This is a genomic window from Sphingosinicella sp. LHD-64 (genome assembly GCF_031157375.1).
Lineage (GTDB): Bacteria > Pseudomonadota > Alphaproteobacteria > Sphingomonadales > Sphingomonadaceae > Allosphingosinicella.
This window is the reverse complement of sequence record NZ_JAVIFV010000003.1, coordinates 15,450-39,424: the sequence shown is the minus strand read 5'-3', so window position 1 is coordinate 39,424 and position 23,975 is coordinate 15,450. Positions and strand designations below refer to the sequence as shown.

At 68.8% G+C, this 23,975-nt stretch carries 27 protein-coding genes; 9 read left to right on the top strand and 18 right to left on the bottom strand.

Annotated elements, in window-relative coordinates; translation table 11 throughout:
• Positions 1–100: 100 nt before the first annotated feature.
• From RCO27_RS08110 to RCO27_RS08080, 7 genes are all read right to left on the bottom strand, one after another.
• The gene (locus RCO27_RS08110; RefSeq protein ID WP_309002174.1) at positions 101–1,237 is read right to left on the bottom strand and encodes an alpha/beta hydrolase; all 1,137 of its coding nucleotides are present in this window, start codon (positions 1,235–1,237) and stop codon (positions 101–103) included.
• Between the two features lie 152 nt (positions 1,238–1,389).
• On the bottom strand, positions 1,390–2,184 hold the full coding sequence (locus tag RCO27_RS08105) for an AraC family transcriptional regulator (RefSeq protein ID WP_309002173.1): 795 nt from the start codon (positions 2,182–2,184) through the stop codon (positions 1,390–1,392).
• Positions 2,185–2,317: 133 nt separating this feature from the next.
• Positions 2,318–3,046, bottom strand: coding sequence for an extensin family protein (locus RCO27_RS08100; RefSeq protein ID WP_309002172.1), 729 nt, complete (start codon positions 3,044–3,046; stop codon positions 2,318–2,320).
• 2 nt (positions 3,047–3,048) lie between these two features.
• Positions 3,049–3,798, bottom strand: a complete 750-nt coding sequence (locus tag RCO27_RS08095) for an NUDIX domain-containing protein (RefSeq protein WP_309002171.1) — start codon at positions 3,796–3,798, stop codon at positions 3,049–3,051.
• Complete coding sequence (locus tag RCO27_RS08090; protein ID WP_309002170.1) at positions 3,795–4,748, bottom strand: 2OG-Fe(II) oxygenase; 954 nt, start codon at positions 4,746–4,748, stop codon at positions 3,795–3,797. The genes RCO27_RS08095 and RCO27_RS08090 overlap by 4 nt, the downstream gene beginning before the upstream one ends.
• 66 nt (positions 4,749–4,814) lie before the next feature.
• Positions 4,815–6,299, bottom strand: a complete 1,485-nt coding sequence (locus RCO27_RS08085) for an AMP-binding protein (RefSeq protein ID WP_309002169.1) — start codon at positions 6,297–6,299, stop codon at positions 4,815–4,817.
• Entirely contained in the window at positions 6,296–6,916 is a 621-nt protein-coding gene (locus tag RCO27_RS08080) for a TetR/AcrR family transcriptional regulator (protein ID WP_309002168.1), read from the bottom strand. The genes RCO27_RS08085 and RCO27_RS08080 overlap by 4 nt, the downstream gene beginning before the upstream one ends.
• 678 nt (positions 6,917–7,594) lie before the next feature.
• Between RCO27_RS08080 and RCO27_RS08075 the strand changes: the two genes are divergently transcribed.
• From RCO27_RS08075 to RCO27_RS08065, 3 genes are read left to right on the top strand one after another with little or no spacing between them, the layout of a single operon-like run.
• Entirely contained in the window at positions 7,595–8,440 is an 846-nt protein-coding gene (locus RCO27_RS08075; RefSeq protein ID WP_309002167.1) for an alpha/beta hydrolase, read from the top strand.
• Positions 8,441–8,469: 29 nt separating this feature from the next.
• Complete coding sequence (nudC, locus tag RCO27_RS08070; RefSeq protein ID WP_309002166.1) at positions 8,470–9,351, top strand: NAD(+) diphosphatase; 882 nt, start codon at positions 8,470–8,472, stop codon at positions 9,349–9,351.
• The gene (locus RCO27_RS08065) at positions 9,348–9,821 is read left to right on the top strand and encodes a CHRD domain-containing protein (RefSeq protein WP_309002165.1); all 474 of its coding nucleotides are present in this window, start codon (positions 9,348–9,350) and stop codon (positions 9,819–9,821) included. Before nudC ends, RCO27_RS08065 begins: the two co-directional genes overlap by 4 nt.
• On the opposite strand, the gene RCO27_RS08060 is transcribed toward RCO27_RS08065, so the two are convergent.
• The 6 genes from RCO27_RS08060 to RCO27_RS08035 all read right to left on the bottom strand — a co-directional run bounded on the left by RCO27_RS08060 (position 9,787) and on the right by RCO27_RS08035 (position 14,733).
• Positions 9,787–10,221: a hypothetical protein gene (locus tag RCO27_RS08060; protein WP_309002164.1), complete on the bottom strand. Its 435-nt coding sequence runs from the start codon at positions 10,219–10,221 to the stop codon at positions 9,787–9,789. The genes RCO27_RS08065 and RCO27_RS08060 overlap by 35 nt on opposite strands.
• A gap of 97 nt (positions 10,222–10,318) precedes the next feature.
• Positions 10,319–10,828 carry a GNAT family N-acetyltransferase gene (locus tag RCO27_RS08055; protein WP_309002163.1) on the bottom strand — a complete coding sequence of 170 codons (510 nt, stop codon included), beginning with the start codon at positions 10,826–10,828 and terminating at the stop codon, positions 10,319–10,321.
• 3 nt (positions 10,829–10,831) lie between these two features.
• Positions 10,832–11,122: a DUF1778 domain-containing protein gene (locus tag RCO27_RS08050; protein WP_309002162.1), complete on the bottom strand. Its 291-nt coding sequence runs from the start codon at positions 11,120–11,122 to the stop codon at positions 10,832–10,834.
• A gap of 85 nt (positions 11,123–11,207) precedes the next feature.
• Positions 11,208–11,753, bottom strand: coding sequence for a hypothetical protein (locus tag RCO27_RS08045; protein WP_309002161.1), 546 nt, complete (start codon positions 11,751–11,753; stop codon positions 11,208–11,210).
• Between the two features lie 136 nt (positions 11,754–11,889).
• Positions 11,890–13,467 (bottom strand): phosphoglycerate dehydrogenase, encoded by a 1,578-nt coding sequence (gene serA / locus RCO27_RS08040; RefSeq protein WP_309002160.1) that lies wholly within the window; start codon positions 13,465–13,467, stop codon positions 11,890–11,892.
• A 102-nt stretch (positions 13,468–13,569) separates the two neighbouring features.
• Entirely contained in the window at positions 13,570–14,733 is a 1,164-nt protein-coding gene (locus RCO27_RS08035; protein WP_309002159.1) for a phosphoserine transaminase, read from the bottom strand.
• Between the two features lie 148 nt (positions 14,734–14,881).
• Here RCO27_RS08035 and RCO27_RS08030 point away from each other — a divergent pair, with 148 nt between their 5' ends.
• Positions 14,882–15,535 (top strand): extensin family protein, encoded by a 654-nt coding sequence (locus tag RCO27_RS08030; RefSeq protein ID WP_309002158.1) that lies wholly within the window; start codon positions 14,882–14,884, stop codon positions 15,533–15,535.
• Between the two features lie 4 nt (positions 15,536–15,539).
• Here RCO27_RS08030 and RCO27_RS08025 read toward each other — a convergent pair whose 3' ends face one another.
• From RCO27_RS08025 to RCO27_RS08015, 3 genes are all read right to left on the bottom strand, one after another.
• Positions 15,540–16,283: a hypothetical protein gene (locus RCO27_RS08025; RefSeq protein ID WP_309002157.1), complete on the bottom strand. Its 744-nt coding sequence runs from the start codon at positions 16,281–16,283 to the stop codon at positions 15,540–15,542.
• Positions 16,284–16,375: 92 nt separating this feature from the next.
• Positions 16,376–17,344 carry a prolyl aminopeptidase gene (pip, locus tag RCO27_RS08020; RefSeq protein WP_309002156.1) on the bottom strand — a complete coding sequence of 323 codons (969 nt, stop codon included), beginning with the start codon at positions 17,342–17,344 and terminating at the stop codon, positions 16,376–16,378.
• Between the two features lie 25 nt (positions 17,345–17,369).
• Positions 17,370–18,140 (bottom strand): 16S rRNA (uracil(1498)-N(3))-methyltransferase, encoded by a 771-nt coding sequence (locus RCO27_RS08015; protein WP_309002155.1) that lies wholly within the window; start codon positions 18,138–18,140, stop codon positions 17,370–17,372.
• A 17-nt stretch (positions 18,141–18,157) separates the two neighbouring features.
• Here RCO27_RS08015 and ubiA point away from each other — a divergent pair, with 17 nt between their 5' ends.
• The 5 genes from ubiA to RCO27_RS07990 all read left to right on the top strand — a co-directional run bounded on the left by ubiA (position 18,158) and on the right by RCO27_RS07990 (position 22,526).
• On the top strand, positions 18,158–19,096 hold the full coding sequence (gene ubiA / locus RCO27_RS08010; RefSeq protein ID WP_374990372.1) for a 4-hydroxybenzoate octaprenyltransferase: 939 nt from the start codon (positions 18,158–18,160) through the stop codon (positions 19,094–19,096).
• Positions 19,097–19,133: 37 nt separating this feature from the next.
• Positions 19,134–20,480 carry a TldD/PmbA family protein gene (locus RCO27_RS08005; protein ID WP_309002153.1) on the top strand — a complete coding sequence of 449 codons (1,347 nt, stop codon included), beginning with the start codon at positions 19,134–19,136 and terminating at the stop codon, positions 20,478–20,480.
• Positions 20,473–21,234, top strand: a complete 762-nt coding sequence (locus tag RCO27_RS08000) for a 3'(2'),5'-bisphosphate nucleotidase CysQ (protein ID WP_309002152.1) — start codon at positions 20,473–20,475, stop codon at positions 21,232–21,234. Before RCO27_RS08005 ends, RCO27_RS08000 begins: the two co-directional genes overlap by 8 nt.
• Before the next feature lie 100 nt (positions 21,235–21,334).
• A complete protein-coding gene (locus RCO27_RS07995) occupies positions 21,335–22,312 on the top strand; it encodes an aspartyl protease family protein (RefSeq protein ID WP_309002151.1) in 978 nt (325 codons plus the stop codon).
• A 46-nt stretch (positions 22,313–22,358) separates the two neighbouring features.
• Entirely contained in the window at positions 22,359–22,526 is a 168-nt protein-coding gene (locus RCO27_RS07990; RefSeq protein WP_309002150.1) for a Flp family type IVb pilin, read from the top strand.
• Here RCO27_RS07990 and RCO27_RS07985 read toward each other — a convergent pair.
• Both RCO27_RS07985 and RCO27_RS07980 read right to left on the bottom strand, forming a co-directional pair.
• Positions 22,523–22,951 carry a CoA-binding protein gene (locus RCO27_RS07985; RefSeq protein WP_309002149.1) on the bottom strand — a complete coding sequence of 143 codons (429 nt, stop codon included), beginning with the start codon at positions 22,949–22,951 and terminating at the stop codon, positions 22,523–22,525. The two genes, RCO27_RS07990 and RCO27_RS07985, sit on opposite strands and share 4 nt — an antisense overlap.
• Before the next feature lie 21 nt (positions 22,952–22,972).
• On the bottom strand, positions 22,973–23,968 hold the full coding sequence (locus RCO27_RS07980; RefSeq protein WP_309002148.1) for an Mrp/NBP35 family ATP-binding protein: 996 nt from the start codon (positions 23,966–23,968) through the stop codon (positions 22,973–22,975).
• Positions 23,969–23,975 lie beyond the last annotated feature (7 nt).

Genomic DNA, 23,975 nt, shown 5'->3' with positions numbered 1-23,975 from the left:
TTCGGCGCGACGATGTGTCGCCCATAGATGAAGATGGCCATACGGGCTTGAACGTTATTGCTATCGGCGCGTGTCCGATCTTCGCACGGTAATCACGGCGTCATCGCTGCCGCGCCCGTCCGTACCTCCCCGAGATCCGCCCCGCGATCCAGTCCGCGAGCAGGCGGAAATATCCGTCGGTGATCCGGCCATAGGACCGGGAGCCATCGGGCGCCCGCGTATATTCGACCATGCCATGGTCGGTGCCGGGGAAGCTGTAGATTTCGAGATCGGCGCCATCGCGCCTGACCCGGGACAGGCGTTCCAGCGTCACTGAGGGCGGCGCTTCGCGATCCTCCTCCGCCAGGATCCAAAGCTGCCGGGCGCGAACGCGGGGCAGGGCCGCCATCGCGTCATAGTCCCAGATGAGCTCGAGATTGTCGAAACGGGCGCGGCCGATCCGCCGGAGATCGGCCTCCGACGAGGCGAGAATGCCGCCCGTATATTCGCCGCGGATCGATCGGAACCAGCTGCTGTCGCCATAGCGGGCCTTGACGGCCGCAAGCGCGTCGAACCCCTCGGTGAAATGCGACCGGACGAGGGTCGCGGTGGCATCCGTCACCTCCCGTGCAGCCGCCAGCACCTGCGCGCTTGCCCCCTGGCCGCGCAGTTCGGTCAGGACCTGATCGCGATCCTCCTCGATCGGACTGGCCATAAGCCCGAAGCCCACGGCCACGAACTGCGGGTCGCTGCGCGTGGCGGCGAGCGGTGCGACCCAGCCTCCCTGGCTTCCTCCGAAATAGCCGATCTCGGTGAACCGTCCGGCCGCGAGGCGCCGTGCCTCGGCAAAGGCTGCGGCCGCGTCGTCCGCGAGCAGCTCGAAATTCTGGGTGTACTCACCCTCGGACTGACCGGTCCCGCGTTTGTCGTAGGCGAAGACGCGCAGCCCGAGGGCGGCCAGGATATAGGGATAGGATCCGGTCGTCGGAGAGGTCCGCTCCGACCCGTGCACCAGGACGACAAGCGGGGACGCGGCTGTAGCGCCGGGAGGCTCGATGAGGACCCCGTGCAGGCTCTGACCATGGCTGGTGAACTGGGTCTCGGTGAGATTCAAAGCGACGCGCACCCAAGGCGCCGACCTGTCGCCCGCGCCAACCAGTTGATCGCGATCGCACCGCAGCGGACTTTCCGCGGCACCGACCTCGCCTCTCCGGCCGTCGGCAAAGGTGTAGCGGAGCCGGTCCGCCGGCCTCGTCACGGCAACCCGGGCCGAACCGTCGGGCGACCGATAGAGACCAGGCTCGCAGGCGAGAAGGGGGGTGAACGGCACAAAGGTCGCACATGCCAGGGCAATCGATAGGCGCTTCATATCTCGTCCGTAGCCCGGAGACGCGCGGATCGGCTTGAACGTTATTGCTGCCGGTAGCGCGCGGGCGAGGTTCCCACCAGACGTTGAAACTGCCTGGTCAGGTGGCTTTGATCCGCGAAGCCGGTCGCGAGCGCGATTTCTGCGATCGGGAGACCGCCACGCAGCAGCCGGCGCGCCGCCTCGACGCGGCGCTGATTGCGGTAGGCGACGGGCGTGAGTCCGGTGGCCTGCTTGAAGATGCGGAGAAAGTGGAAGCGGCTCAATCCGGCGAGCGCGGCGAGATCGTCCAGGCTGAAGTCGCCCGCGGAGCATTCGTCGATAAAGTCCCGGACCCGTGCGACGCCGCAATGCGTCTTCCCATCCGATGTTCTTTCGGCAAGGTCCGCGCCTTTCGCGAGCTCGTCCAGCAGCGCCGCGAACGCGGCTTCCTGCGTGAGGCGGTCATTCGGCCGGTCCAGGATCCGATGCGATCTCAGGACAGCGTCGAACAGGGAGGGGGCCCGGCTGACCGGGGAGGGAAAGGTCAGTGTCTCGGGGAGCCAGGCCGACATCGTTTCGCGCGGCACATACATGACACGGTAGCGAAGGGGTTCGGGGCCGATGCTCGAATTGGCATGGACCTCATCGGGGTGAAGCAGCAGCGTGGTGCCGGATGGTGCCAGGCTGACCTGCCGGCCGACCTGGAGCGTCTCCGCGCCCCCGATGACGACGCCGATGACGAATTCCGGATGCGAATGGGGCGGAAAGGCACGCTCTGGATATGCGACCGACACCAACTCGATCCCGGGAAGGGCGGTCGGCTTGGAAAAACGAACCGAGGAAGCTGCCTGTCGCATCCGTTCGCGCTTGGGTACAGGTGTGCAGAACAGGCCATGATGGCCCGGTTCCGACGAGCCTACCAGCGTGGCGACACCGCTTCAACTTGCGCTCATGAGGCGCCAGAATCTGAGTGGGCGAGCCTGTCCTTCCCTATCGGCATGCGCGCCAACCGAGCGTGCCACGATCCGCCTGGTCGAGGTGGAGATGGTCGCGGTGGGCCGCGTTGTAGTCGGGCGAGAGCACGGTGGCGAAGAGGTCGCAGGCGCCGTCGCGGACCTCCCGGAGGAATCGGGCGCGGGGGCCGCCTCCCTCCCAGTCGTCGACGATGCGGATGCGGGTGCCGTCGTCGAGCACGAAGGCCGCGATGTCGACTGCATTGGCGCGGGCATGCTCGCTCCAGTTGCCCTCGTCGCGACCGTACATGCGGCGGCAATTGTAGCTGCCGAAATGCTCGACGCGGGCGACGCCGCGGCCGAAATGGCGGCGCGCGGCGGGCTGGACGACATGCCATTCCCACAGGACCTGGCCGGCGGCGACGGCGCATTCGGTGCCGAGCCCGGCGGGGCGATACGCGATGTCCTGCGCGCCGCCGGTGAGCCGGACGGCGCTGTCATAACCGCATTGCGGGCCATCGCGGCGAGCGGGGAGCGCGGTGAAGGTGACGCCGGCCCGGCGGAGCAAAGCGCGGCAGCGGGGTGCGTCGTCGACCAGGCCGGCGAGCTTGCGGCCAGTGAAGGCGCCCACCGGTTGGGTCAGATCAAGCGCCGTCCACGGCATGTCCTCGGGGTGCCGGCGGGCATGGCCGTAGAGGAGGAGGGCGCCAAGCGCGAGCGCCGCCAGCACGATCAGGGTCACGACGGTGCGGCGGAGGCGCTTCATGGTCAGCGCCGCCGTGCGGTCTCCAGCAATTCGCCGGTCACTGGATAGCCGAGTCCGTCGGCGATGCGCAGCCACGGCACGCCGCCGCGGTCCTCGACCCAGGGGACTATCTTCTCGACCGGATGGCGGGCGGCGTCGGCGCGGGCCTCGGCGATCGAGCCGTATCGGGCGAGCCGCTCGAGGTTGCGTCGGGTCGGGAAGATGGCATGGGCGCGGCCGGCGGCGATCTCGGCGAGGATGTCGGCGGCACTCGCCCACAGCGCGCGCACCGCCTCCTCGGCGGCGACCTCGGGCTCGGGCGCGCAGGCGGGCGCTTCGGCGAGAAAGAAAAGGGTGTCAAAGCGGCGGGCCTCGCGGAAATTGGGGCACCAGCGGGCGAAGGGGGTAAGGGCATCGAGATCGAGCGCGAGGCCGCGGCGGGCGAGCAACGGGCCGAGATCCTCGTCGCGCGCGAGTGCCACCCGGAGCGCCGGGATGTCGTCGGGCGCGGGCGTGACGCCGGGGGCGAGGCCGGTCTCCTCGATCGTCTCGCGGATCGCGGCGATGCGTGCCGCGGCGTCGGGCAGGTGCGGCCAGGCTGCGGCGGCTGCGTGATCCGCCGGATCGATCCGTCCGCCGGGGAAGACGAGGGCGCCGGCGGCGAAGGCCATGGTGCCGGTCCGTTCGGTCATCAGCAGCTCGGGCGGGCCGCCGGGCCGTTCGCGCATCAGCACGAGCGTGGCGGCAGGAATGGGTTCGGGCAGGTCGCTCATACGGCCCAGGGGTGATAGGGCGCTTGCCGGATCCAGCGGGTCGCCAGCCATTTCTCCCCTTCGGCCACGGGAAGCCCGGCGTGGAGCGTGCGCGGGTCCGGGCGTCCGTCCCACGTCACGTTGTGGAAGATCAGCGCGTCGCCGGCCTGTCCTCGGACGGTGAGGCCGAGTTCCGGGAAGGTCGTTTCGCCGCCACGATAGTCGTCATTGAGATAGACCAGCGCGGTTCGGATGCGCTGATTGTCGACGCCGGGGAGCGCGTCGATATGCGGCCGGTATTCCTGGCCGGGTTGATAGCGAAGGATATGCAGGGGCTCGCCCATTTCGACAGCCGTACCGGTTGCATCGGCGATCCGGCAGTTGAGTGCGTGGATGACCAGATCTTCCTGGGTGGGGCCGAAACTGGTGCCCCAGGATGTCCGGACCGGGTGCGGGATCCGCTCGCCCGTTGCGGGATTGATCACCCAGGAAGGTCTCAGGTTCGGCGCGATGATCGTCCTGACGTAGCTACGCTCCTCGGGGGTCAGCAGGCCGCGGACCAGCTCGACGAAGGGATCCTCGGAGAGGCGTTCACGCGGCGCTGCGCGGACGAGGTCCGGCGCCATCATTTGCGGCAGGAACTGGACCTGCAACGCGGCGTGGGAATCCGAGGACGCGATCCCGGCCAGAAGGGAGAGCGCCAGATCCGGATCGCGCGCGCAGCCGGTGCCGTTGGCGATGAGGAAGGCGCGGACGCGGATCGAATCGACGTGGCCGGAACCCGCGGCGCGCGCCAATGCCGCGTGGGCAGCGGGCAGGTCGCGTTCCCCATAGAGGGCGAACATCCGCCAGTTGGCGAGCGCGAACAGCGCTTCCGAATCGCCAGCCGCCGCGGCGTGCTCGACAAGCGCGATCGCGTCCGCCTGGCGGCCTTCATCGAACAATTGCTGCGCGCGGACGAGCACCGTCATGGTGGCGCCTCCCTAGGTGCTCCCAAACCGCCCGGCAAGCTGGTGCAAACCGCGCGGCGGGCAGCCTCATCCTTGCAGCAGGTGCTTCCGGATCTTGCCGCCTGGCGTGCGCGGGAATTCGGCGACGAACTCGAAGCTCACCGGCACCTTGTAGGGGGCGAGGCGCGAGCGGCAGTGGGCGGAGAGCTCGGCATCGCCGACGCGGCGGTCGGGGGCGAGCTGGACGAAGGCGCGGCCGACCTCGCCCCATCTGGGATCGGGGCAGGAGAGGACGGCGGCGTCGATCACCGCCGGGTGCGCCGCCAGCACATTCTCGACCTCGACGGGATAGACGTTCTCGCCGCCCGAGATGAACATCTCCTTCCGGCGCCCGGCGATGTAGAAGAAGCCGTCGGCGTCGCGGCGGGCGAGGTCGCCGGAGCGCAGCCAGCCGTCGGCGGTGAAGGCGGCGCGGGTCGCCTCCTCGTTGCGCCAGTAGCCCGGGGTGACGCCGGGGCCGGCGAAGAGCAGGTCGCCGACCTCGCCGTCGGGAACGTCGCGGCCCTGGGCGTCGACGATGCGGGCGCTGCACAGGAGCTGCGGCTTGCCGACCGAGCCGATCTTCGCCCAGGCGTCGGCCGGATCGACGAGGAAGGCGGTCGGCCCGGTCTCGGTCATGCCCATGCCGTTGCAGACCCGGACGCCGAGCTCGCGGTAGCGTTCGACCAAGGCGTCGGGGAGCGGCGCGCCGCCGCAGCCCCAATGCCGCACGCGATCCAGCGGGGCGGCGGCAAAGCGGGGATGGTCGAGCAAGGCCTGATAGACGGTAGGCACCGCGAAAACGGTGTCGAGCCGACGCGCCTCGATCAGGCCGACCAGCGCCTCGGCCTCGAACCCCTCCAGCAGGATCACGCGCCCGCCCGCGATCAATGTCGGCAGGGCGTGGAGGTTGATCCCGGCGGTGTGGAAATTGGGGAGGAAGCTCACCGTCGTGTCGGCGGCATTGAGGCCGGTCGCCGAGCCGATGTTGACGTAGTTCGCGAGCGCCATCCGGTAGGTGTAGATGACGCCCTTCGGCCGGCCGGTCGTGCCGGAGGTGTAGAGCAGATACCAGGTCGCCGCTGCCGGCCAGAGCAGGCGGGCGCGGAACGGAGGGGCGGCGGCGAGCGCCGTTTCATAGCCGTCGTCGAGACCGATGGCGGGCGGCGGCGCGGCGAGGCGGGCGACGGTATCGGCGTCGCTCGCGCCGTAGAGCAGGAGCCGGGGCGCGCAGTCGGCGAGCAGGCCGTCGAGCTCGGCAGGCGGCATCCGCCAGTTCAGGGGCACCAGCACTGCGCCGAGCCTGGCGCAGGCGAACAAGAGCTCGAAGAAGGCGATGCGGCTGCGGCAGAGGATCGCGACCCGGTCGCGCTCGCCGACCCCTTGCGTCGCCAGCATCGCGGCGGCCTGCGTGGCCCGCGCGTCCAGTTCGGCATAGCTCAAGGTCCGGCCGGTCGCCGCCTCCTCGAGCGCGATGGCGCGCGGGCTGAGCGCGGCCCGCCTGGCGAGGAGATCGGGCATGTCGGGGATCATGGCCGCTTCCTCAGGCCCTCCGAGACGAGGTCGATGGCATGGTCGGCGACCGCTTCGGGCGGCATGTCCTTGCCCCAGATCGCGTAGCGCATGCCGAGGAAGACGCTCATGCCGATCAGCGCCCAGGCGCGCAGCTCGTCCGGCCCTTCGACGATCTCGCCGCGCGCGCTGGCGGTGGCGAGGCCCTGGCGGTAGCCCTCGACGAAGGAGCGGTAATGCTCGCGATAGACGTCGTCGGCGACGAACTGCGCCTCCTCGACGATCCGGTAGAGCTCGGGATGCTTGCGGGTGAAGGCGATGAAGGCGGCAAGGCCGCGCCGTTCGGCGGCGAGGCGATCAGGGGCGCCGGCGACGGCCTCGGCGACATGGCTGCGGGTCGCATGGCTCATGTCGCGGACGAGCGCACGGAACAGCTCCTCCTTGCTCTCGAAATAGGTGTAGAAGGTGCCGAGCGCGACGCCGGCGCGGCCGGTGATGCCGGTGATCGCCGCCTCGTGAAAGCCGCGCTCGCCGAATTCGCGCGCGGCGGCTTCGAGCAACTTGCGGACGGTGCGTCGTCCCCGCTCGGTGCGCGGCGCCTTGTCGGCAGAGACCGCGGCTTGCCCCAGATCGTTCATGTCCCTCTCCCGGGCATGAACCTGAACCTCGTTTCAACTTTCCGCAAGGGCCCGCCTGGGCGCGGAAGGTTCGGCGGAAGTTTCATAAGTTTCAGCTTCCCTGGAGCAAAAAACCGGGGCTGAAACTTCGGGCTTCGAAGGTCTGGCGCAGCGCGCCGGCATTCGGGGATCCTGTCGCTTCCATCGGGAAGCATGAACCAGAAGAAATCCTATTTTGCAATCGAACGGCTGTTCGTGATCTTCGTCTTGGCGATGCCCGCCCCGGAAAAGGGCGGGACGGCCCGATCAGGCGATCGGAACCGAACCCGCGGCGGAGATGAACAGGGCGCTGACGATCAGGGCACCGAAGACCGAAGCGGCGATGTTCTGCATGCTGGCGAACGCGAAAGTCATTGTAAGTCTCCCTTCAATCTGGCCGCTGGACCATCCGGCGGTCATGCCAAACAGTTGAGCAGAGGGCGTGCCAAATGCAGAAAACGGCGGAAAACATAGGTTTTCCGATTCCAACCGTAAGTAAGGCCGAATCCGGCCTGCTAAAATTCGGCGAAATCCGCCAAGGCGTGGTTGGCCGATTCCGAACAGGTGATCGCTTTCGGACAGGCTGGCTCGGCCGGGTCGGCGGGTCGAAGGAACGTGAAGGATGGTGCGTTAGGCGCGAAAGATACGTGGAGTTTGCCAATGCGGCTCATCGGGCTGTTCGCGCTGCTGATCATTCTTATGATGCCCGCGTTCGGACAGTCGGACGGAACGCCGCCGCGCACGGCGGAGATCGCGTACGGGCCTCATCCGCGGCAGCGGCTGGATTTCACGCCCGCCGCCGGCCGGGAGGCGCCGCTGGTCCTGTTCGTCCATGGCGGCGGCTGGCGGCGCGGCGACAAGCGGATGGCGGCGCATATGGCCGCCTATGTCCGCGGGCGGGGTTTCGCCTTTGCGGCCGCGAACTATCGGCTGGTGCCGGATGCCACCGTCGCCCAGCAGGCCGGGGATGTGGCGGCCGCGCTGGCGCGGGTGATGCGCGAACCGGGCGTCGACCCCCGACGCATCCTGCTCATCGGTCACAGCGCGGGCGCGCATCTCGTCGCTCTGGCGGGCAGCGACCCCGCCTATCTCGCCGCGCACCGCATCCCGTTGTCCGCGATCGGCGGCGTGGCGGCGCTCGACGGCGCGGGCTATGACGTGCCTCGGCAGATGGCGCAGTCGGGACAGTTCCTGCGCAGGCTCTACACCAATGCCTTCGGCGACGACCCAGCCGCCCAGCACCAGGTCTCTCCGATCGCCCATGCCGCGGCGCCCAATGCACAGCGCTTCCTGATCCTCCACATCGCCAGCCGGCCCGATGATTCCGGCGCGCAGTCGCAGGCGCTTGGCACGGCGCTTCGGCGCGCGGGCACGCAGGCCGAAGTGGCGGCCGTCGAAGGCACACATGCGCAGATCTTCCGCGAGTGGGGCACGCCGGGGCATCGCGCGACGGCGCTCACCGACGCCTTTGCCCAGGAGGTTTTCGGGTCCATAGAGCGGCGCTGAGTCGGGTCGGCGTTGAAGGAGCGTGGTGCGTGGCGGAGCCGGGGTTCACCGGAGCGGGGCTGGACCGCGCCGACCATCTGCGCCTCGACGAACAGGAACTGGCCGTGCTCCGCCTCCACGCCGAAGCACGGCTGCTCAGTCTCGCCGAGCTCGATCCCGTCCTCGACGATTCCGGCGCGCTTGCCTGGTCGGCGTTGGCCGGGGAGGACGAGGGCACCATTTTCCTCGGCCTCGAAGACGGGGCACCGCGCTTCGCGCCGCTGATCCGGACGACCGCGCTCGGCCAGCGCGCCTGGGGCGTGTTCCGGCTGCTCGCCTCGATGAGCCCGAAGGATGCGGCGATCTGGGCCGCGGCGCGCAGCCTCAACGAATGGCACAATCGGCACGTCTATTGTGGCGTCTGCGGGACGGAGACCCGCAGCTTCCGCGCCGGCTGGGGGCGGCTGTGTCCGAAGTGCGGGATGGAGCATTTCCCGCGCGTCGATCCGGTCGTCATCATGCTGGCCGAGCATGGGGATCGCGTGCTGGTGGCGCGGGGACCGGGCTATCCGCCGCGGCGCTATTCGGCGCTCTCGGGCTTCGTCGAGCCGGCGGAATCGATCGAGGAGGCGGTGGCCCGCGAGCTGATGGAGGAAGCGGGGATCGCCGTGTCCGATGTGCGTTATGTCGCCAGCCAGCCCTGGCCCTTTCCGGGCTCGCTGATGATCGCCTGCCTCGCGCGGGCGGGATCGGACACATTGACCCTGGACACCAACGAACTCGAGGATGCGATCTGGGTGGATCGTGCGGGGGTTGAGGCGGCGCTGGCGGCTGAACCGGATGCGCCGTTCCAGGCGCCGCCACCTTTTGCCATTGCCAATACGCTGCTGACGCGCTGGATTGAGGCGGACATCGAGGGAGGACGGCGATGAAGACGATCTGGGCCGCGGCGATCGCGATTCTGGCGCTGAACGGGTGCGCGACGCGACCGGAAAACAGGCCGACGGAACTGCAGGTAACGCTGACCGGCCTGCAGGAAGTGCCTGGTCCCGGCGATCCGGACGGCACCGGCACGGCCGAGATCAGGGTCGACCCGAGCGAGAACCAGGTCTGCTGGAACGTCTATGCGCGCCAGATCGACCCGGCGACCGCCGCCCATATCCACCGCGGCGCAGCGGGCGTTGCCGGGCCGCCCGTGGTCACCATCACCACACCCGATGCGGCCGGCCGCAGTCAGGGCTGCGTGACGGTCGAGCCCCAGCTCGCGCGCGAGATCGCAACGCAGAGCCACAATTTCTACGTGAACATCCACACCGGGCCGCACCCGCAGGGCGCGATCCGCGGCCAGCTGCGTGGGGGTGCGATGGTCAGCCCGTCACGCCGGCGGGGCGGCGAGCGGTAGCCTTTTTCGATTTCGGCCTGGCCCTGGCTTTCGGCTTGGGCGCCACACCAGGCGATGCCGCGGCCGCCGGACGCACGGCCTGACCTTCGTCGAAGCCCTCCAGGAAGCGGCGCGCGCCCTCCATCGCCGCGGCTCGCAGCATGTCGCCGAGCTCGAGGATGTCGAGGTCGGCCGGCCGCGCCGCAGCGGCAGGTCGGGACGAGGCAGAGTCCGATCGCGTGCGCCGGGTGCGGGCCTTGTCGAGCACCGCCTGCGCAGCGATCGTGAGGCCGGCCACCGCCAGCTCCCGCACCGTCGGCGAGTCGGCGAGCTTCAGCGCCCGCTTGGCTTCCCTGCGCAGCTCCTTGGGGAGCCTGACCCCCGCCACTTCCTTCGGGATCTTCAGCTTCGCCTTCGCCATGCCCGCTCTCCTTCGTGTGTTATGATAGCAACACACATGCAGGGTTTCAATGCAGCCTAGCAGAGTTCGTCTGTCAAATCGTCGTGCTAACGAGCACTTACATTGTTGCCAACGCGCTCATTGCGGATGACGCCAACAGGAACAGCCGGCTCGGCCGCAACGGGAAGCGACGGAAGCCAAGCCCTTCGTAGAAGGTCGACGCCCGCTCGTCTTTGGCGTCGACTATGATGGCGAGCACCGCCAGCGCTCGAGCGGCACCGAGAATACGTCGTATCGCATCGGCCACCAGAAGCTCGCCAAGACCTTTGCCGTGCATACGCAAGTCGCGAGCCAAGCGTCCGACTAGCGCGGCCGGAAAGCCATCATCATATCGGGGAAGCTTTCGGGCAATTTCTTTAGGCAGATCGCCGATTTCCAGCTTGAAGGCGCTCAAGCTGTAAAACCCGACAACACCCAGATCCGAGTCCACCGCGACGAATACGCGCGCGACGTTGCGACGCTCATCCTGGCCGGCTCTACGGCGGAACCAGTCATCGAGGTCGGCCTGCCCGCACGAGAAGGTCGAACGATCATGTTGCTTGCCAAGCGCCTCGAAGACGATGGCCAAGTTTCAGCCCACGAGGTCGCGGTGGCGGCGCAGGGCGGCTATGAGCTTCTCAGGCGGCTCGGGCGGATTTGTCAGCGCGTCGAGAAAGGCTTGCCTATCCGCGCCGGTCAGCGCCATCCGCTCATGCTCGTCCAGCACCCGGCGGGCGCCTTCATAAGCGAGGTCACCGGCAGTCAGACCGGTTACGACAGTCGCCCGCTGGATCAGCTCCTTGGCCGAGGCGCTAACGCGCAATTCGATCCGCTCGCGCTTGATTTCACGGTCTGGCTTCCGACGATTCGAGGCTGCAGGCATGGCTGCGCTCCTAGTTCTGCCAATGTACGGCATAACGCCGTGCATTTCAATCTATTCTGAGATCCTGGGTAAGCCGCCGCCGGCATTAGAGATCAATGGTCGGACCGTTCTCGCTCCGCGCATCGGCGAGTCGAGGTCTGACAGGCTGGATCGGATGATAATAGACTACCTTCGGCTCCGGCGGTTGCTGCTCGCTCTTCGGCGCCATCGCAACAGACCGCGCAGGTGCAGCCGAGTTGCCGGTCATTCCGATCAGCCGGATGAAGGCCAGTACGCCGAAAACAAGGCCGCCGAACGCGCCTGCAACGATCGGCCAAATCTGCCCCTGCGCGCCGGTCTGGATCGACATCGAATGGACGGCGATCGCACCGCCCCAGGCGGCGGGGCCAATGAAAGCCAACATAATCGGCAGCCTGATCCACAGCGATCGACAAGCCATGCCGAGATGGATGATGCCCAGTGCCAGTGCCGCGCCGAGGAACCCTACGCCGATCGCGGCGAGCCAGCCCGAGCCGCTCTGGAGCGCGAGATAACCGAGGGCCAGCGCCGTCACGATCGGGATCGCCCAAACCATCAAATGGTAGAGCAGCCAGAGCGTCAGGATCGAGAGGATGATCTGCACGACGATCATCGGAATCCTTTCTGCGGACTTCACGAGGATCCGAGTAAGCTCATAGCGCATCCGGTCCGAAAACCGAAGGCGCGGCCCTCGTCAGGACCTTCTGCCGCCTCTTGTCGCTACGCGAAGCATCGTCGGCGGGTTCGATTCAGAACCGAAGCGGCGTGACCCGCTTGACCCCCGGCAGCGCATTGAGCGTCTCCACGAGTGGGCCGCCGATATGGCCGTCGACCGAAACCAGGGCCACCGCCTCGCCGCCCACGTCGCGACGCCCCAGGTGGAAGGTCGCGATGTTGACCTCAGCCTCGCCCAATGCGGTGCCGAGGCGCCCGATGAAGCCCGGCTTGTCCTCGTTGACGAAGTAGATCATCTCGCCGGCAAGATCGGCCTCGACCGCGACGCCGAACATGTCGACGAGGCGTGGGGACGCATTGCCGAACAGGGTGCCGGCAACGGTGCGCGGCCCGTTGGAGGTCGCGGCCGTGACGCGCAGCAGGGTGTGATAGTCGCCCTCGTACGCGTGGCGCACCTCGCGCACGTCGAGGCCGCGCTCTTTCGCCAGGAACGGCGCGTTCACCATGTTCACCGTGTCGGAATAGACGCTCATCAGGCCGGCGAGCACGGCCGCGGTGATCGGTTTCTGGTTGAGCTCCGCCGCGGCGCCCTCGACCTCGATCGAGACCTTCTGGACATGATCACCCTCGACCTGACCGAGCAACGAACCGAGCTTCTCGGCCAGCTCCATATAGGGCTTCAGCTTTGGCGCCTCCTCGGCGCTGAGCGACGGCATGTTGAGTGCGTTGGTGACGCCGCCGCGCACCAGATAGTCGCTCATCTGCTCGGCGACCTGGATGGCGACATTGACCTGCGCCTCGGTCGTCGAGGCGCCGAGATGGGGCGTAGCGACCAGGTTCGGCGCGCCGAACAGGGGGTTGGCCTTCGCCGGCTCTTCGACGAACACATCGAGCGCCGCGCCGCCGACCTGGCCGCTCTCCAGCGCGTCCTGGAGTGCCGCCTCATCGATCAGGCCGCCGCGCGCGCAGTTGATGATGCGCACGCCCTTCTTGGCCTTCGCCAGATTCTCGCGGCTGAGGACGTTCCGGGTCTGATCCGTGAGCGGGGTGTGAAGCGTGATGAAGTCGGCGCGGGCGAGGAGCTGGTCGAGCTCGACCTTCTCGACGCCGAGATCGACGGCACGCTCCGGCGTGAGGAAGGGATCGTAGGCGATCACCTTCATCTTGAGACCGAGCGCCCGGTCCGCCACGATCGAGCCGATATTGCCGCAACCGATCAGGCCGAGCGTCTTCGAGGTCAGCTCGACGCCCATGAAGCGGTTCTTCTCCCACTTGCCGGCCTGGGTGGAGGCGTCGGCTTGCGGCAGCTCGCGGGCGAGGGCGAACATCAGCGCGATCGCGTGTTCGGCGGTGGTGATCGAGTTGCCGAACGGGGTGTTCATGACGACCACGCCGCGTGCCGTGGCGGCGGGGATGTCGACATTGTCGACGCCGATGCCGGCACGGCCGACGACCTTCAGGTTGGTCGCCGCTTCCAGCACGTCGGCGGTGACCTTGGTGGCCGAGCGGATGGCGAGGCCGTCATACTGACCGATGATCGCCTTCAGCTCGTCCTTGCTGAGGCCGGGCTTCTCGTCGACCTCGACGCCGTTGGCGCGGAAGATTTCGGCGGCATTGGGGTCCATCTGGTCGGAGATCAGGACTTTGGGCATTTTCTACTCCGTCATCCCAGCGAAAGCCGGGATCTCGTGGGGTGAAGGAAGCAGCGCGTTTCCGCGCCGGGACCCCGGCCTGCGCCGGGGTGACGATTTGGGTCAGGACGACTTCGCGGTTTCGTAGGCCCAGTCGAGCCAAGGGCCGAGCGCCTCGATGTCGGCGGTGTCGACGGTGGCGCCGCACCAGATCCTGAGACCCGGCGGAGCATCGCGATAGCCGGCGACGTCGTAGGCGGCATCCTCCGCCTCGAGCAGCGCCGCCATCTTCTTGATCAGCGCTTCGTCGGCCCCCTCGACGGTGAGGCAGACGCTGGTCTTCGAGCGGCTGGCCGGATCGGCGGCGAGGTGGCCGAGCCACGTGCGGCTTTCGACGATCGCATCGAGCGCTGCCGCATTGGCATCGCTGCGGGCGATGAGGCCGTAGAGGCTGCCGTGCATCCGTGCCCATTCGAGCGCGAAGATCGCATCCTCGACCGCGAGCATCGAGGGGGTGTTGATCGTCTCGCCCTTGAACACGCCCTCGGCAAGCGCGCCCCTGGACATCAGGCGGAAGACCTTCGGAAGCGGCCAAGCGGGCGTGTGGCTCTGCAGCCGCTCGACGGCGCGCGGGCCGAGGATCAGCACGCCATGCGCGCCTTCGCCGCCCAGCACCTTTTGCCAGGAGAAGGTGGCGACGTCGATCTTGTCCCACGGCAGATCATAGGCGAACACGGCCGAGGTCGCGTCGGCGAAGCTCAGGCCCTGGCGATCGTCGGGGATCCAGTCGCCGTCGGGGACGCGCACGCCCGAGGTGGTGCCGTTCCAGGTGAACAGGACGTCGTTCGACCAGTCGACCTGCTCGAGGTCGGGGAGTTGGCCGTAATCGGCGCGGATGACGGTCGGGTCGAGCTTGAGCTGCTTGGCCGCGTCGGTGATCCAACCTTCACCGAAGCTTTCCCAGGCGAGCGCGGTCACCGGGCGGGCGCCGAGCATCGTCCACATCGCCATCTCGAAGGCGCCCGTATCGGAGCCCGGGACGATGCCGATCCGGTGCGTCGCCGGCAGGTGCAGCGTCTCGCGCATCAGATCGATGCAATGCTGGAGGCGCGCCTTGCCGAGCTTCGAGCGGTGCGAGCGCCCGAGGCTGCCAGTGGCGAGCTTTTCAGGTGACCAGCCCGGCGGCTTCGCGCAGGGGCCGGAGGAGAAATAGGGACGCGCGGGGCGCTCCCGGGGTTTTTCCAGGCGCGCAGGCGCACCTGTGGTGTCGGTCTTCACGTCAGTCATGTCATGACTCTCCTTCCAGAGAGCCCGCACCGCGTTGGGGCGGCGTGGCCCGTCGACGGCCCTAGGGGAGAGTTCGGTCCGCCGCAAGCGGGGAGCGTTTCGACTCGTCGATATTGACCCGGACGCATGGCCGAATCAGGATTCCATCATGCGGCGGGGGCTCATCCTGGCGTTGATGCTGGCGCTCGCGGGATGCATTCCGCGCAGCGAACCGCCGCCCCAGCAACGTCCGCGCCCCGAGCGTCCGCCAAGGGAAGAGCCGCCAAGCGCCACGACCCGGCAATGCCTTTCCGAGCTCAGGGACGAGCGGGTCGAGTTCCGTCTGCTCGAGGACCGGCGCTATTCCGGCGGCTGCTCGGCGATCGGCGCGGTGCAGCTGCTCGACATCGGCACGCCGACGACCAATCTCGAAGCGATGACCTGCCCGCTCGCGCGCCAGTTCGCCCGCTGGACGCGCGAGGCGGTGCAGCCCGCCGCCAGCCGCTTCCTCGATTCGCGCGTCGTCCGGATCGAGACGTTCGGCACCTATGCCTGCCGCGGGGTCAACGGGCAGGCGGGGGCGCGGCTGTCCGAACATGCCTTCGCCAATGCGGTCGACGTGTCGGGCTTCGTTCTCGCCGACGGTCGGCGGGTGACGGTCGAGGCGGGCTGGGACGGCGACGATGGCGACGTGCGCCAGTTCCTGCGCACGATCCACGAGGCCGGGTGCCGGCGCTTCAACATCACGCTCGGCCCCGACGCCAACCGCTTCCACTACAATCACATGCACTTCGACATGGGCCGCGGGCCCTATTGCCGGTGAGCGCCTACTCCGTGACGCGCAATGTGTAGGCGCCGCCGCGGTCGCTGCTGAACGAGGCGACGCGGACGATATAGTCTCCGGCCTCCTCGGGCGCGAACGCGAGCAGGGCGTTGAAGCCGGCGCCGCTGTCGTCGTCGGTGGCGAGCGGATCGCCCTCGCGCTGGTCGGCGCGGTAGACGCGGACGACCGGATCGAAGGCCTCGGATTCGGCGCTGATCAGCACGGCCTCGCCGGCGCGCAGGGTGATCGCATAGTCATGCTCGGACCCGCCGTCCTCGCCCGCGCCGCCGCCGAGATCGCCCTCGTAGATGCGCTGGGTGGCGCGGACCATCCGGGTCGGGCGGCTGCGCGCGTCGGGCAGGGGCGGGGCCATTTCCGCGGTGACGGTGTAGTTGCCCGCGCCGCCGCCGCCGCCATAGGCGGTCACGCGCAGGCAATAGTCGCCGGTCCCCGACGGGGCAAAGGCGATGCGGGAATTGGTGCTGCCCTCCGAATCGTCATTCTCCTGGATCACGTCGCCCTGTCCGCTGCGGTAGAGCCTGAGAACGGTGTCGAAATCCTCCGAGGCCGCGCGCAGATAATAGCGCCGCCCGGATTCGAGCCGCACCTGATGGTCGCCGCGGGCGGGATCGCAGCCGGTCAGGCTGCCCTGCGCGGACAGGATCGGCTCGCCGGACTGGGCGAGCGCCGGCGCGGCGTGAAGGGCGAGTGCGGCCAGTGCGGCCAAGGCGGCAAGAGCGAGACGCATGCGAGTTTCCCCCGATTGAGCCCAGGAATCGATATGCCCGGGATCGTAGGGAACGGCCGGCCGCCACGCCAGCCCGACACATGTCGGAAGGATCAGCGTCCCGCGAACCTGTCGGTGGCGCGGATCAGGCCGTCCAGCACGCCGGGCTCGTTGTAGAGATGGCCGCCATCGGGGACGAAATTGAGCTCCACCTCCGGCCAGGCCTTCTTGAGATCCCAGGCGGTGGCGGGCGGCGTGCAGCAATCGTAGCGCCCTTGGATGATCACGCCCGGTATGCCTTTGAGCTTTCCCGCATCGGCGATGAGCTGGCCTTCCGCCAGCCAGCCCTTGTTGATCATATAGTGGTTCTCGATCCGCGCGATCGCGATCGCGAACCGGTCTTCGGTGAACTCCTCGATGAAATGCGGATTGGGCAGTAGGGTGACCGTCTCGCCCTCCCACTTGCTCCAGGCCTTGGCCGCGGCGAGCTGCGCCGCGGGATCGTCGCCGGTCAGGCGGCGATGATAAGCGGCGACGAGATCGTCCCGCTCGGCTTCCGGGATCAGTTCGAGGAACTCGTCCCATTTGTCGGGGAAGATTTCGTTGGCGCCCTGGCGATAGAGCCAGTCGAGCTCGCTCTGGCGGAAGGTGAAGATGCCGCGCAGCACCAACTCGGTGGTGCGGTCGGGATGGGTCTGGGCGTAGGCGAGCGCAAGGGTGGAGCCCCAGGAGCCGCCATAGACCATCCACCGCTCGACGTCGGCGATCTCGCGCAGGCGCTCGATATCCTCGACGAGATGCCAAGTCGTGTTCGCCTCGAGGCTGGCGTGTGGCGTCGACTGGCCGCAGCCGCGCTGGTCGAACAGCAGGATGTTGTAGCGAGCCGGGTCGAACTGCCGGCGATGATCGGTGCTGATCCCCGCGCCCGGGCCGCCATGGAGGAAGACGACCGGCTTGCCGTCCGGGTTGCCGCATTGTTCCCAGTAGAGGCTGTGGCCGTCGCCGACGTCGAGCCGGCCGGTGCGATAGGGCTCGATCGGCGGATAGAGCGTGCGGCGTGGGGCAGTCGGCGCATCGGCCATGCGGGCGTCCTCCTTGTCGGTTTGGCTAATCCTTGCACGCCGTCCGGCGCGGGGGAAGCCCGTGGTCGCCGGCCGCGCCCATCCACAGCGCGATCGCGGCGAGCGCGGCGGTTTCGGCGCGCAGGATGCGCGGGCCGAGGCCGACGGCGCGGGCCTGTGGCAGCGCGCGGATCGCAGCGCGTTCGGGATCGGTGAAGCCGCCTTCCGGGCCGATCAGGATCGCTGCCGGGCCTGGCGTTGCGGCCGCACTGAGCGGCGTCCCGCCGCCCTCATCGGCGAAATAGAGCGCGCGGTCCGCGGGCCAGTCCTTCAATATCTCGCGGAGCTTGCGCGGCGGCATCAGCGCCGGGAGCGCGGTGCGCTCGCACTGCTCGGCCGCCTCGATCGCGTGGGCGCGCAGGCGCTCCAGGTTGAGCCGGTCGACGACGGTCCGCTCGGTGATCACCGGCACGAGCCGGTCGACGCCGAGCTCGGTCGCCTTCTCGACCAACCAGTCGATCCGCCCGCGCTTCAGCGGCGCGAACAGCAGCCAGAGATCGGGCACCGTCTCGCGTTCGCCGAGCTTCGCGGCGACGCTGAGCGTCACGCGCTTGCGGCCGGCCTCGACGATCTCGGCGAGCCATTCGCCGGTCCGGTCGTCGAACAGTTTCGCCTGCGCACCCGGGCCGAGCCGCAGGACATTGGCGAGATAGTTCGCAGCCGTGCCGTCCAGGGTCAGCGTCAGGCCTTCGGCAAGGTCGGTCTCGACGAACAGACGCGGCAGGCTTGCCGGCGGCCAGGCGGGGGTTGCGGGCATTGCGCTACCTACGGCAAGTGGGGGCCGTGTCCGCAACCGAAAACGACATCGTCCCCGATAGCGAGCAACGCGGCCTGATCGGCGCGCTGCCGGCGCGCATCCGGCCGTTCGCCTCGCTGATCCGGCTCGACCGGCCGATCGGGGCCTGGCTGCTGTTCTGGCCTGGGGCGTGGAGCGTGGCGCTGGCCGGCGGCGAGGGCGCCGGGCGCGGCGTGCAGGGCTGGGCGCTGGTCGCCTGGCTCGGGCTCGGCGCCTGGGCGATGCGCAGCGCGGGCTGCGTGTACAACGACATCGTCGACCGCGATCTCGACCGGCAGGTGGAGCGCACGCGCCTGCGCCCGCTGGCGCGCGGCCGGGTGTCGCTCAAAAGCGCCTGGGCGTTGCTCGTGGCGATGAGCCTGATCGGGCTCGTCGTGCTGCTCCAGCTCGATCCGCTTGCCCAGGTCCTGTCGCTGGGCAGCCTCGCTTTGGTCGCTGCCTATCCCTTCATGAAACGGATCACCTGGTGGCCGCAGGCCTGGCTCGGCCTCGTCTTTTCCTGGGCGGCTCTGGTTGGCTGGCCGGCTGTGACCGGGCGGATCGAAGCACCGGCGCTGTTGCTCTATGCCGGGTCGATCTTCTGGGTGATCGGCTACGACACGATCTACGCGCTGCAGGACAAGGAGGACGATGCCTTGGTTGGGGTGAAGTCCTCGGCGCGCGCGCTGGGGCGGCATGCGCGGGCCGGAGTCATCCTGTGCTACGCCTTCGCGCTCGCCCTGTGGGCTGCCGCCGTCCGCGAGGTGCGGATCGAATGGTTTGCGCTGCTCGCACTGCTGCCGATCGCATTGCATCTCGTCTGGCAGGTCGCGGCATTGAAGCCCGACGACGGCGCCGACGCGCTCGCCAAGTTCCGCGCCAACCGCTTCGCAGGGCTGCTCATGTTCGCCGCCTGCTTCGTGGTCGGAACGGCTTGAGGCTTGCTTTTGGGACGTACGGTCCTAGGTGCTCCTGATGCTCAGTGTGAAGGAAGCCGAGGCGCGCGCCGCCGCGCTCGTCGATGCCGCGATCAAGGCGGGGGCCGATGCCGCCGACGTGCTCTATTTCGGTGACGCATCCACCAACGTGCAGGTCCGTCTCGGCGCGCTCGAGGATGTGACGCGTTCGGAGGGCGAGGAAATCGGCCTTCGGGTCTTCATCGGAACGCGTTCGGCGAGCGTCTCCTCATCCGATCTTTCGGGCGACGCGCTGGGCGCGCTGGTCGAGCGCGCCGCGGCGATGGCGCGCCAGGCGCCGGAGGACCCCTATGCCGGGCTCGCGCCGGCGGAGCGCCTGTTGCGCGGCGATCTGCCCGCGATCGATTCCGACGACGGCACCGACCCGTCTCCGGCCGAGCTGAAGGAAGGCGCGCTGGCGGTGGAGGACGCGGCCCGCGCCGTTCCCGGCGTCACCAACAGCGAGGGCGGCGGGGTGAGCGCCGGACGCACCGTGATCGCGCTCGCGACCAGTGCCGGCTTCGCCCGCGCCTATTCGGCCAGCGGCTACGGGATCTGGGCGAGCGTGCTCGCCGGCACCGGCGGCGACATGCAGCGCGACCAGGCCAGCCACAGCGCACGCCATTATGCGGATCTCGATTCGCCGGAGGAGGTCGGGCGGCTGGCCGGCGAGCGGACGGTGAAGCGGCTCAATCCCGGCCGCCTTTCCAGCGGTACGATGCCCGTCGTGTTCGATCCGCGCGTGGGGGGCGGGCTGGTCGGCAGTCTGGTCGGCGCGATGAACGGCCCGGCGATCGCCCGCCGGCACAGCTTCCTGATCGGCCGCGAGGACGAGACGCTCTTTCCCGAGCATATCGTCATCGTCGACGATCCGCACCGGCCGCGCGGCCTCAGGTCGAAGCCGTTCGACGGCGAAGGCGTGGCGACCGCACCGCGCCGGCTGGTCGACGGCGGCCGCGTCACCGGCTGGCTGATGACCGCAGCCTCGGCGCGCCAGCTGGGCCTGGAAGTGACCGGCCACGCCTCGCGCGGCGTCGGTGGCCCGCCGGGCGCGGGCGCGACCAACGTCCATCTGGAGCCGGGCAGCCTCAGCCCGGCCGAGCTGATCGCCGACATCGGCCGCGGCCTCTACGTCACCGAGATGATCGGCAGCGGCGTCAATGCGGTGACTGGCGACTACAGCCGCGGCGCCTCCGGCTTTCTGATCGAGAATGGCGAGATCACCACGCCGGTGGCGGAGATCACCATCGCCGGCAACCTCATCGACATGTATCGAAACCTTGCTGTGGCGAACGACCTGGAACATCGCCGCACGATCAATGTTCCCACCCTGCGCATCGAAGGGATGACCGTCGCCGGTGCTTGAGGAGGTTGCCGAGATCGTCGAGGCGGCCGGCAAGATCGCCGCCGCCCGCTTCGGCACCGATTTCCGCCGCTGGGAGAAGGTGCCCGGCCAGCCGGTCTGCGACGTCGATCTCGAGGTGGACGCCTTCTTGCGCGACCAGTTGAACGCGCTTGATTCCGAAGCGGGCTGGCTTTCTGAGGAGACTGTGGACCTCTCCGACCGGATCGAGCGGCGGCGGCTCTGGGTGGTCGATCCGATCGACGGGACGCGCGACTATGTCCGCAGCCGTCCCGGCTGGTGCGTGTCGGTGGCTTTGATCGAGGACCGCGTGCCCGTGCTCGGCGCGCTGGCGGCGCCGCTGCGCAAGGAATTGTGGACCGCCTCGCGCGGACAGGGGAGCTGGCGCAACGGCGCACGGCTCCGCGTCAGCGCCCGCACCGAGCTGACCGGCGCCCGGGTGCCGGCCGATTCGCTGCCCAAGGTCGACCGCGACCTCGTGCCGGTCGCCAAGCCCAATTCGATCGCGCTGCGCATCGCCATGGTCGCGGCCGGCGAGGCCGATCTGCTCGCCACCCTGCGCTGGGGCTTCGAATGGGACATCGCCGCCGCCGCCCTGATCGCCGAGGAGGCGGGCGCCACCGTCACCGGCGCGCTTGGCCAGCCGCTCGCCTTCAACACCGCCTCGGGCGAGGCGTTCGGCGTGCTGATCTCGACGCCGGGCATCCATGCCGCCGCGGTCGAGCGGCTGCGGGAGCGCGCGCTGGCCGTGGTCTGACGTTCGCAGAACGCCGGGCGCCATTCGTCGAAGCGTTTCCCCTTTGTCCCGTTTCGCGGTATTTTTGCCGGCGAAACAATGCGGAGAGGGAGTCGGGAACGTGCGCGCGATCCTGCTTGTGGGCGGCCTGCTGGCCCTGGCGGCACCTCTTTGGGGGCAGGCGCCCCCGTCGCCGCCTTCACCTTTGCCCGACCAGCAGACGGCGGAGACCCTCGGCACCAGCGACGACGCCGCGTCGCGTCTGACGGTGCCGGTCAGCATCGGAGGGCAGGGGCCGTTCCCGTTCGTCATCGACACCGGCTCTGAACGCACGGTGATCTCGCGCGAGCTTGCCCAGACGCTGCGGCTCGGCCCTGGCCGCCCGGCGATGGTGCACAGCATGACCGAGGCCAGTCGGATCCCCACCGTCGTGCTGGACGAGCTCCAGGTCGGATCGCGGCGGATGCGGGACATCCATGCGCCTGCGCTGGCGCAGACCAATCTCGGCGCCGTCGGCATGCTGGGCGTCGACAGCCTCCAGTCGCAGCGGGTCGTGTTCGATTTCGAGCGGAAGGAGATGACGGTCACGCCCTCGCGCCGGCGGGACGAGCGATGGGACGGGGACACGATCGTGATCACCGCGCGCAATCGTTTCGGCCGGCTCATCCTGGTCGATGCGTCCGTCGACGGCCAGCGGGTCTATGTGATCGTCGACACCGGCGCGCAATTCACGATCGGCAACGATGCGCTGCGCCGGCGTCTCGAGCGGCGGGGGCGGCTCGGGCCAACCGTGCCGGTCGGCCTGGTCAGCGTCACCGGCGGCGAGCTCAGGGCTGATGCGGCGGTCGCACAGCGCGTCCAGCTCGGCGGCCTCACCATCGAGCACCTGCCGGTCGCGTTCGCCGATGCACATGTGTTCCGCCAGCTGCGGCTCACCAACCGCCCGGCCATCCTGCTTGGCATGGATGCCCTGCGCCTGTTCGACCGGGTCTCCGTCGATTTCGCCAATCGCCGCGTGCGCCTGCTGATGCCGGAATCGTCGAGCGCGCCGCCGCCGAGACGATTCGCGGCCGCTGCGCCTGGTCGCGCCCGCCGTTAAGAGGACGGCAACGCTTGGCGGCGATCATGTCGGCCGGGAGGCCGGGATGCGTGCACTGCGATGGATTTCGAATGATGAAAGCGGGGCGACGGCGATCGAATATGGCCTGATCGCGGCCCTGATCTCGCTCGCCTGCATCATCGCGTTTCAGAGCCTCGGCCTGTCGCTGGTCGACATCTTCACGACCGCGACCAACGCGATGCGCGGCGCCTAGCCGACCGCGGGCACGCCGAGGCGGGGAATCTCGATCGCCGGGCAGCGGTCCATCACGACCTTGAGGCCGGCGGCCTCGGCGCGGGCGGCCGCCTCCTCATTGATGACGCCCAACTGCATCCACACCGCCTTCGCGCCGGCGGCGATCGCTTCGTCCACCGCTTCGCCCGCCGCTCCCGGGCGGCGGAAGATGTCGACGAGGTCGATCGGCTCACCGATCTGGGACAGCTCGCGCCAGACATATTCGCCGTGGACATGCTCGCCGGTGATCTGCGGATTGACCGGCAGCACGCGGTAGCCCTGCCCCTGCAGGAAGGCCATGACGCGATGGCTCGGCCGATCGGGACCGTCGGAAGCGCCGATCATCGCGATCGTGCGGGTATTGGCGAGCAGCGCGTAAATGTCCTCGTCGCGGGTGAGCGGCATGGTCGTCTCCTTGATCGGCGGCTAGCTAGCCTTCCGGTTCAGCTGCTCCAGCAGCTTCTGGGCGAGCTCGCGGAACAGGGCGGCCTCGTCGCCGTCGCCCGCCGCGGGCGGCCGGCCGGCGTCGGACTCGCGCCGGATCGAGATAATGAGCGGGATGCGGCCAAGGAAGGGGACGCTCATCACGCCGGCCGCTGCCTCGGCGCCGCCCGTCCCGAACGGGTCGCTGACCTCGCCGCAATGCGGGCAGGCATAGCCGGCCATGTTCTCGACGAGGCCGATCACCTCGACGTCCATCTTGCGGAACATGTCGATCGCGCGCGTCGCGTCCATCAGCGACAGGTCCTGCGGGGTCGAGACGATCACAGCGCCCGCCGGCTTCCACTTCTGGATCAGCGACATCTGGATGTCGCCGGTGCCGGGCGGCAGGTCGACGATCAGGATCTCGCAATCGCCCCAGTCCGCGTCCATCAGGTTGGCGAAGGCGCTTGCCGTCATCGGTCCGCGCCAGGCGACCGCGGTGCCCGGCTCGATCAGCTGACCCATCGAGAGCATGCGCACACCATGCGCGGGGAGCGGGACGATCTGCTCGTCGATCATTTCCGGCCGGCCCGCCTGGCCCATGATCCGGGGTTGCGAGGGGCCATAGATATCGGCGTCGACCAGGCCGACCTTCTTGCCCATTCGCGCCAGCGCCACGGCGATGTTGGCCGAGACCGTCGATTTGCCCACGCCGCCCTTGCCGCTCCCGATCGCCACGATCATGCGCTCCAGCCGCTCGGCGGTCATCGCGACCCGCGTGTCCTCGACGCCTTCGACGGCGATCATCGCTGCGCGGACCTGCCGTTCCAGCTGCGCACGCTGATCAGCGGAGAGACCGGTCGCATCGAGTACGACCGTCGCCTTGCCCTCCTTGAGGCGGGTCATTGCGATGCGCCCGCTCTCGGCGAGACTTCCCCGCCCGGAGGGATCGGCGATGCCGGCAAGGGCAGGGGCAATCCGGTCATTGTCGTCGGTCATGGGCGTG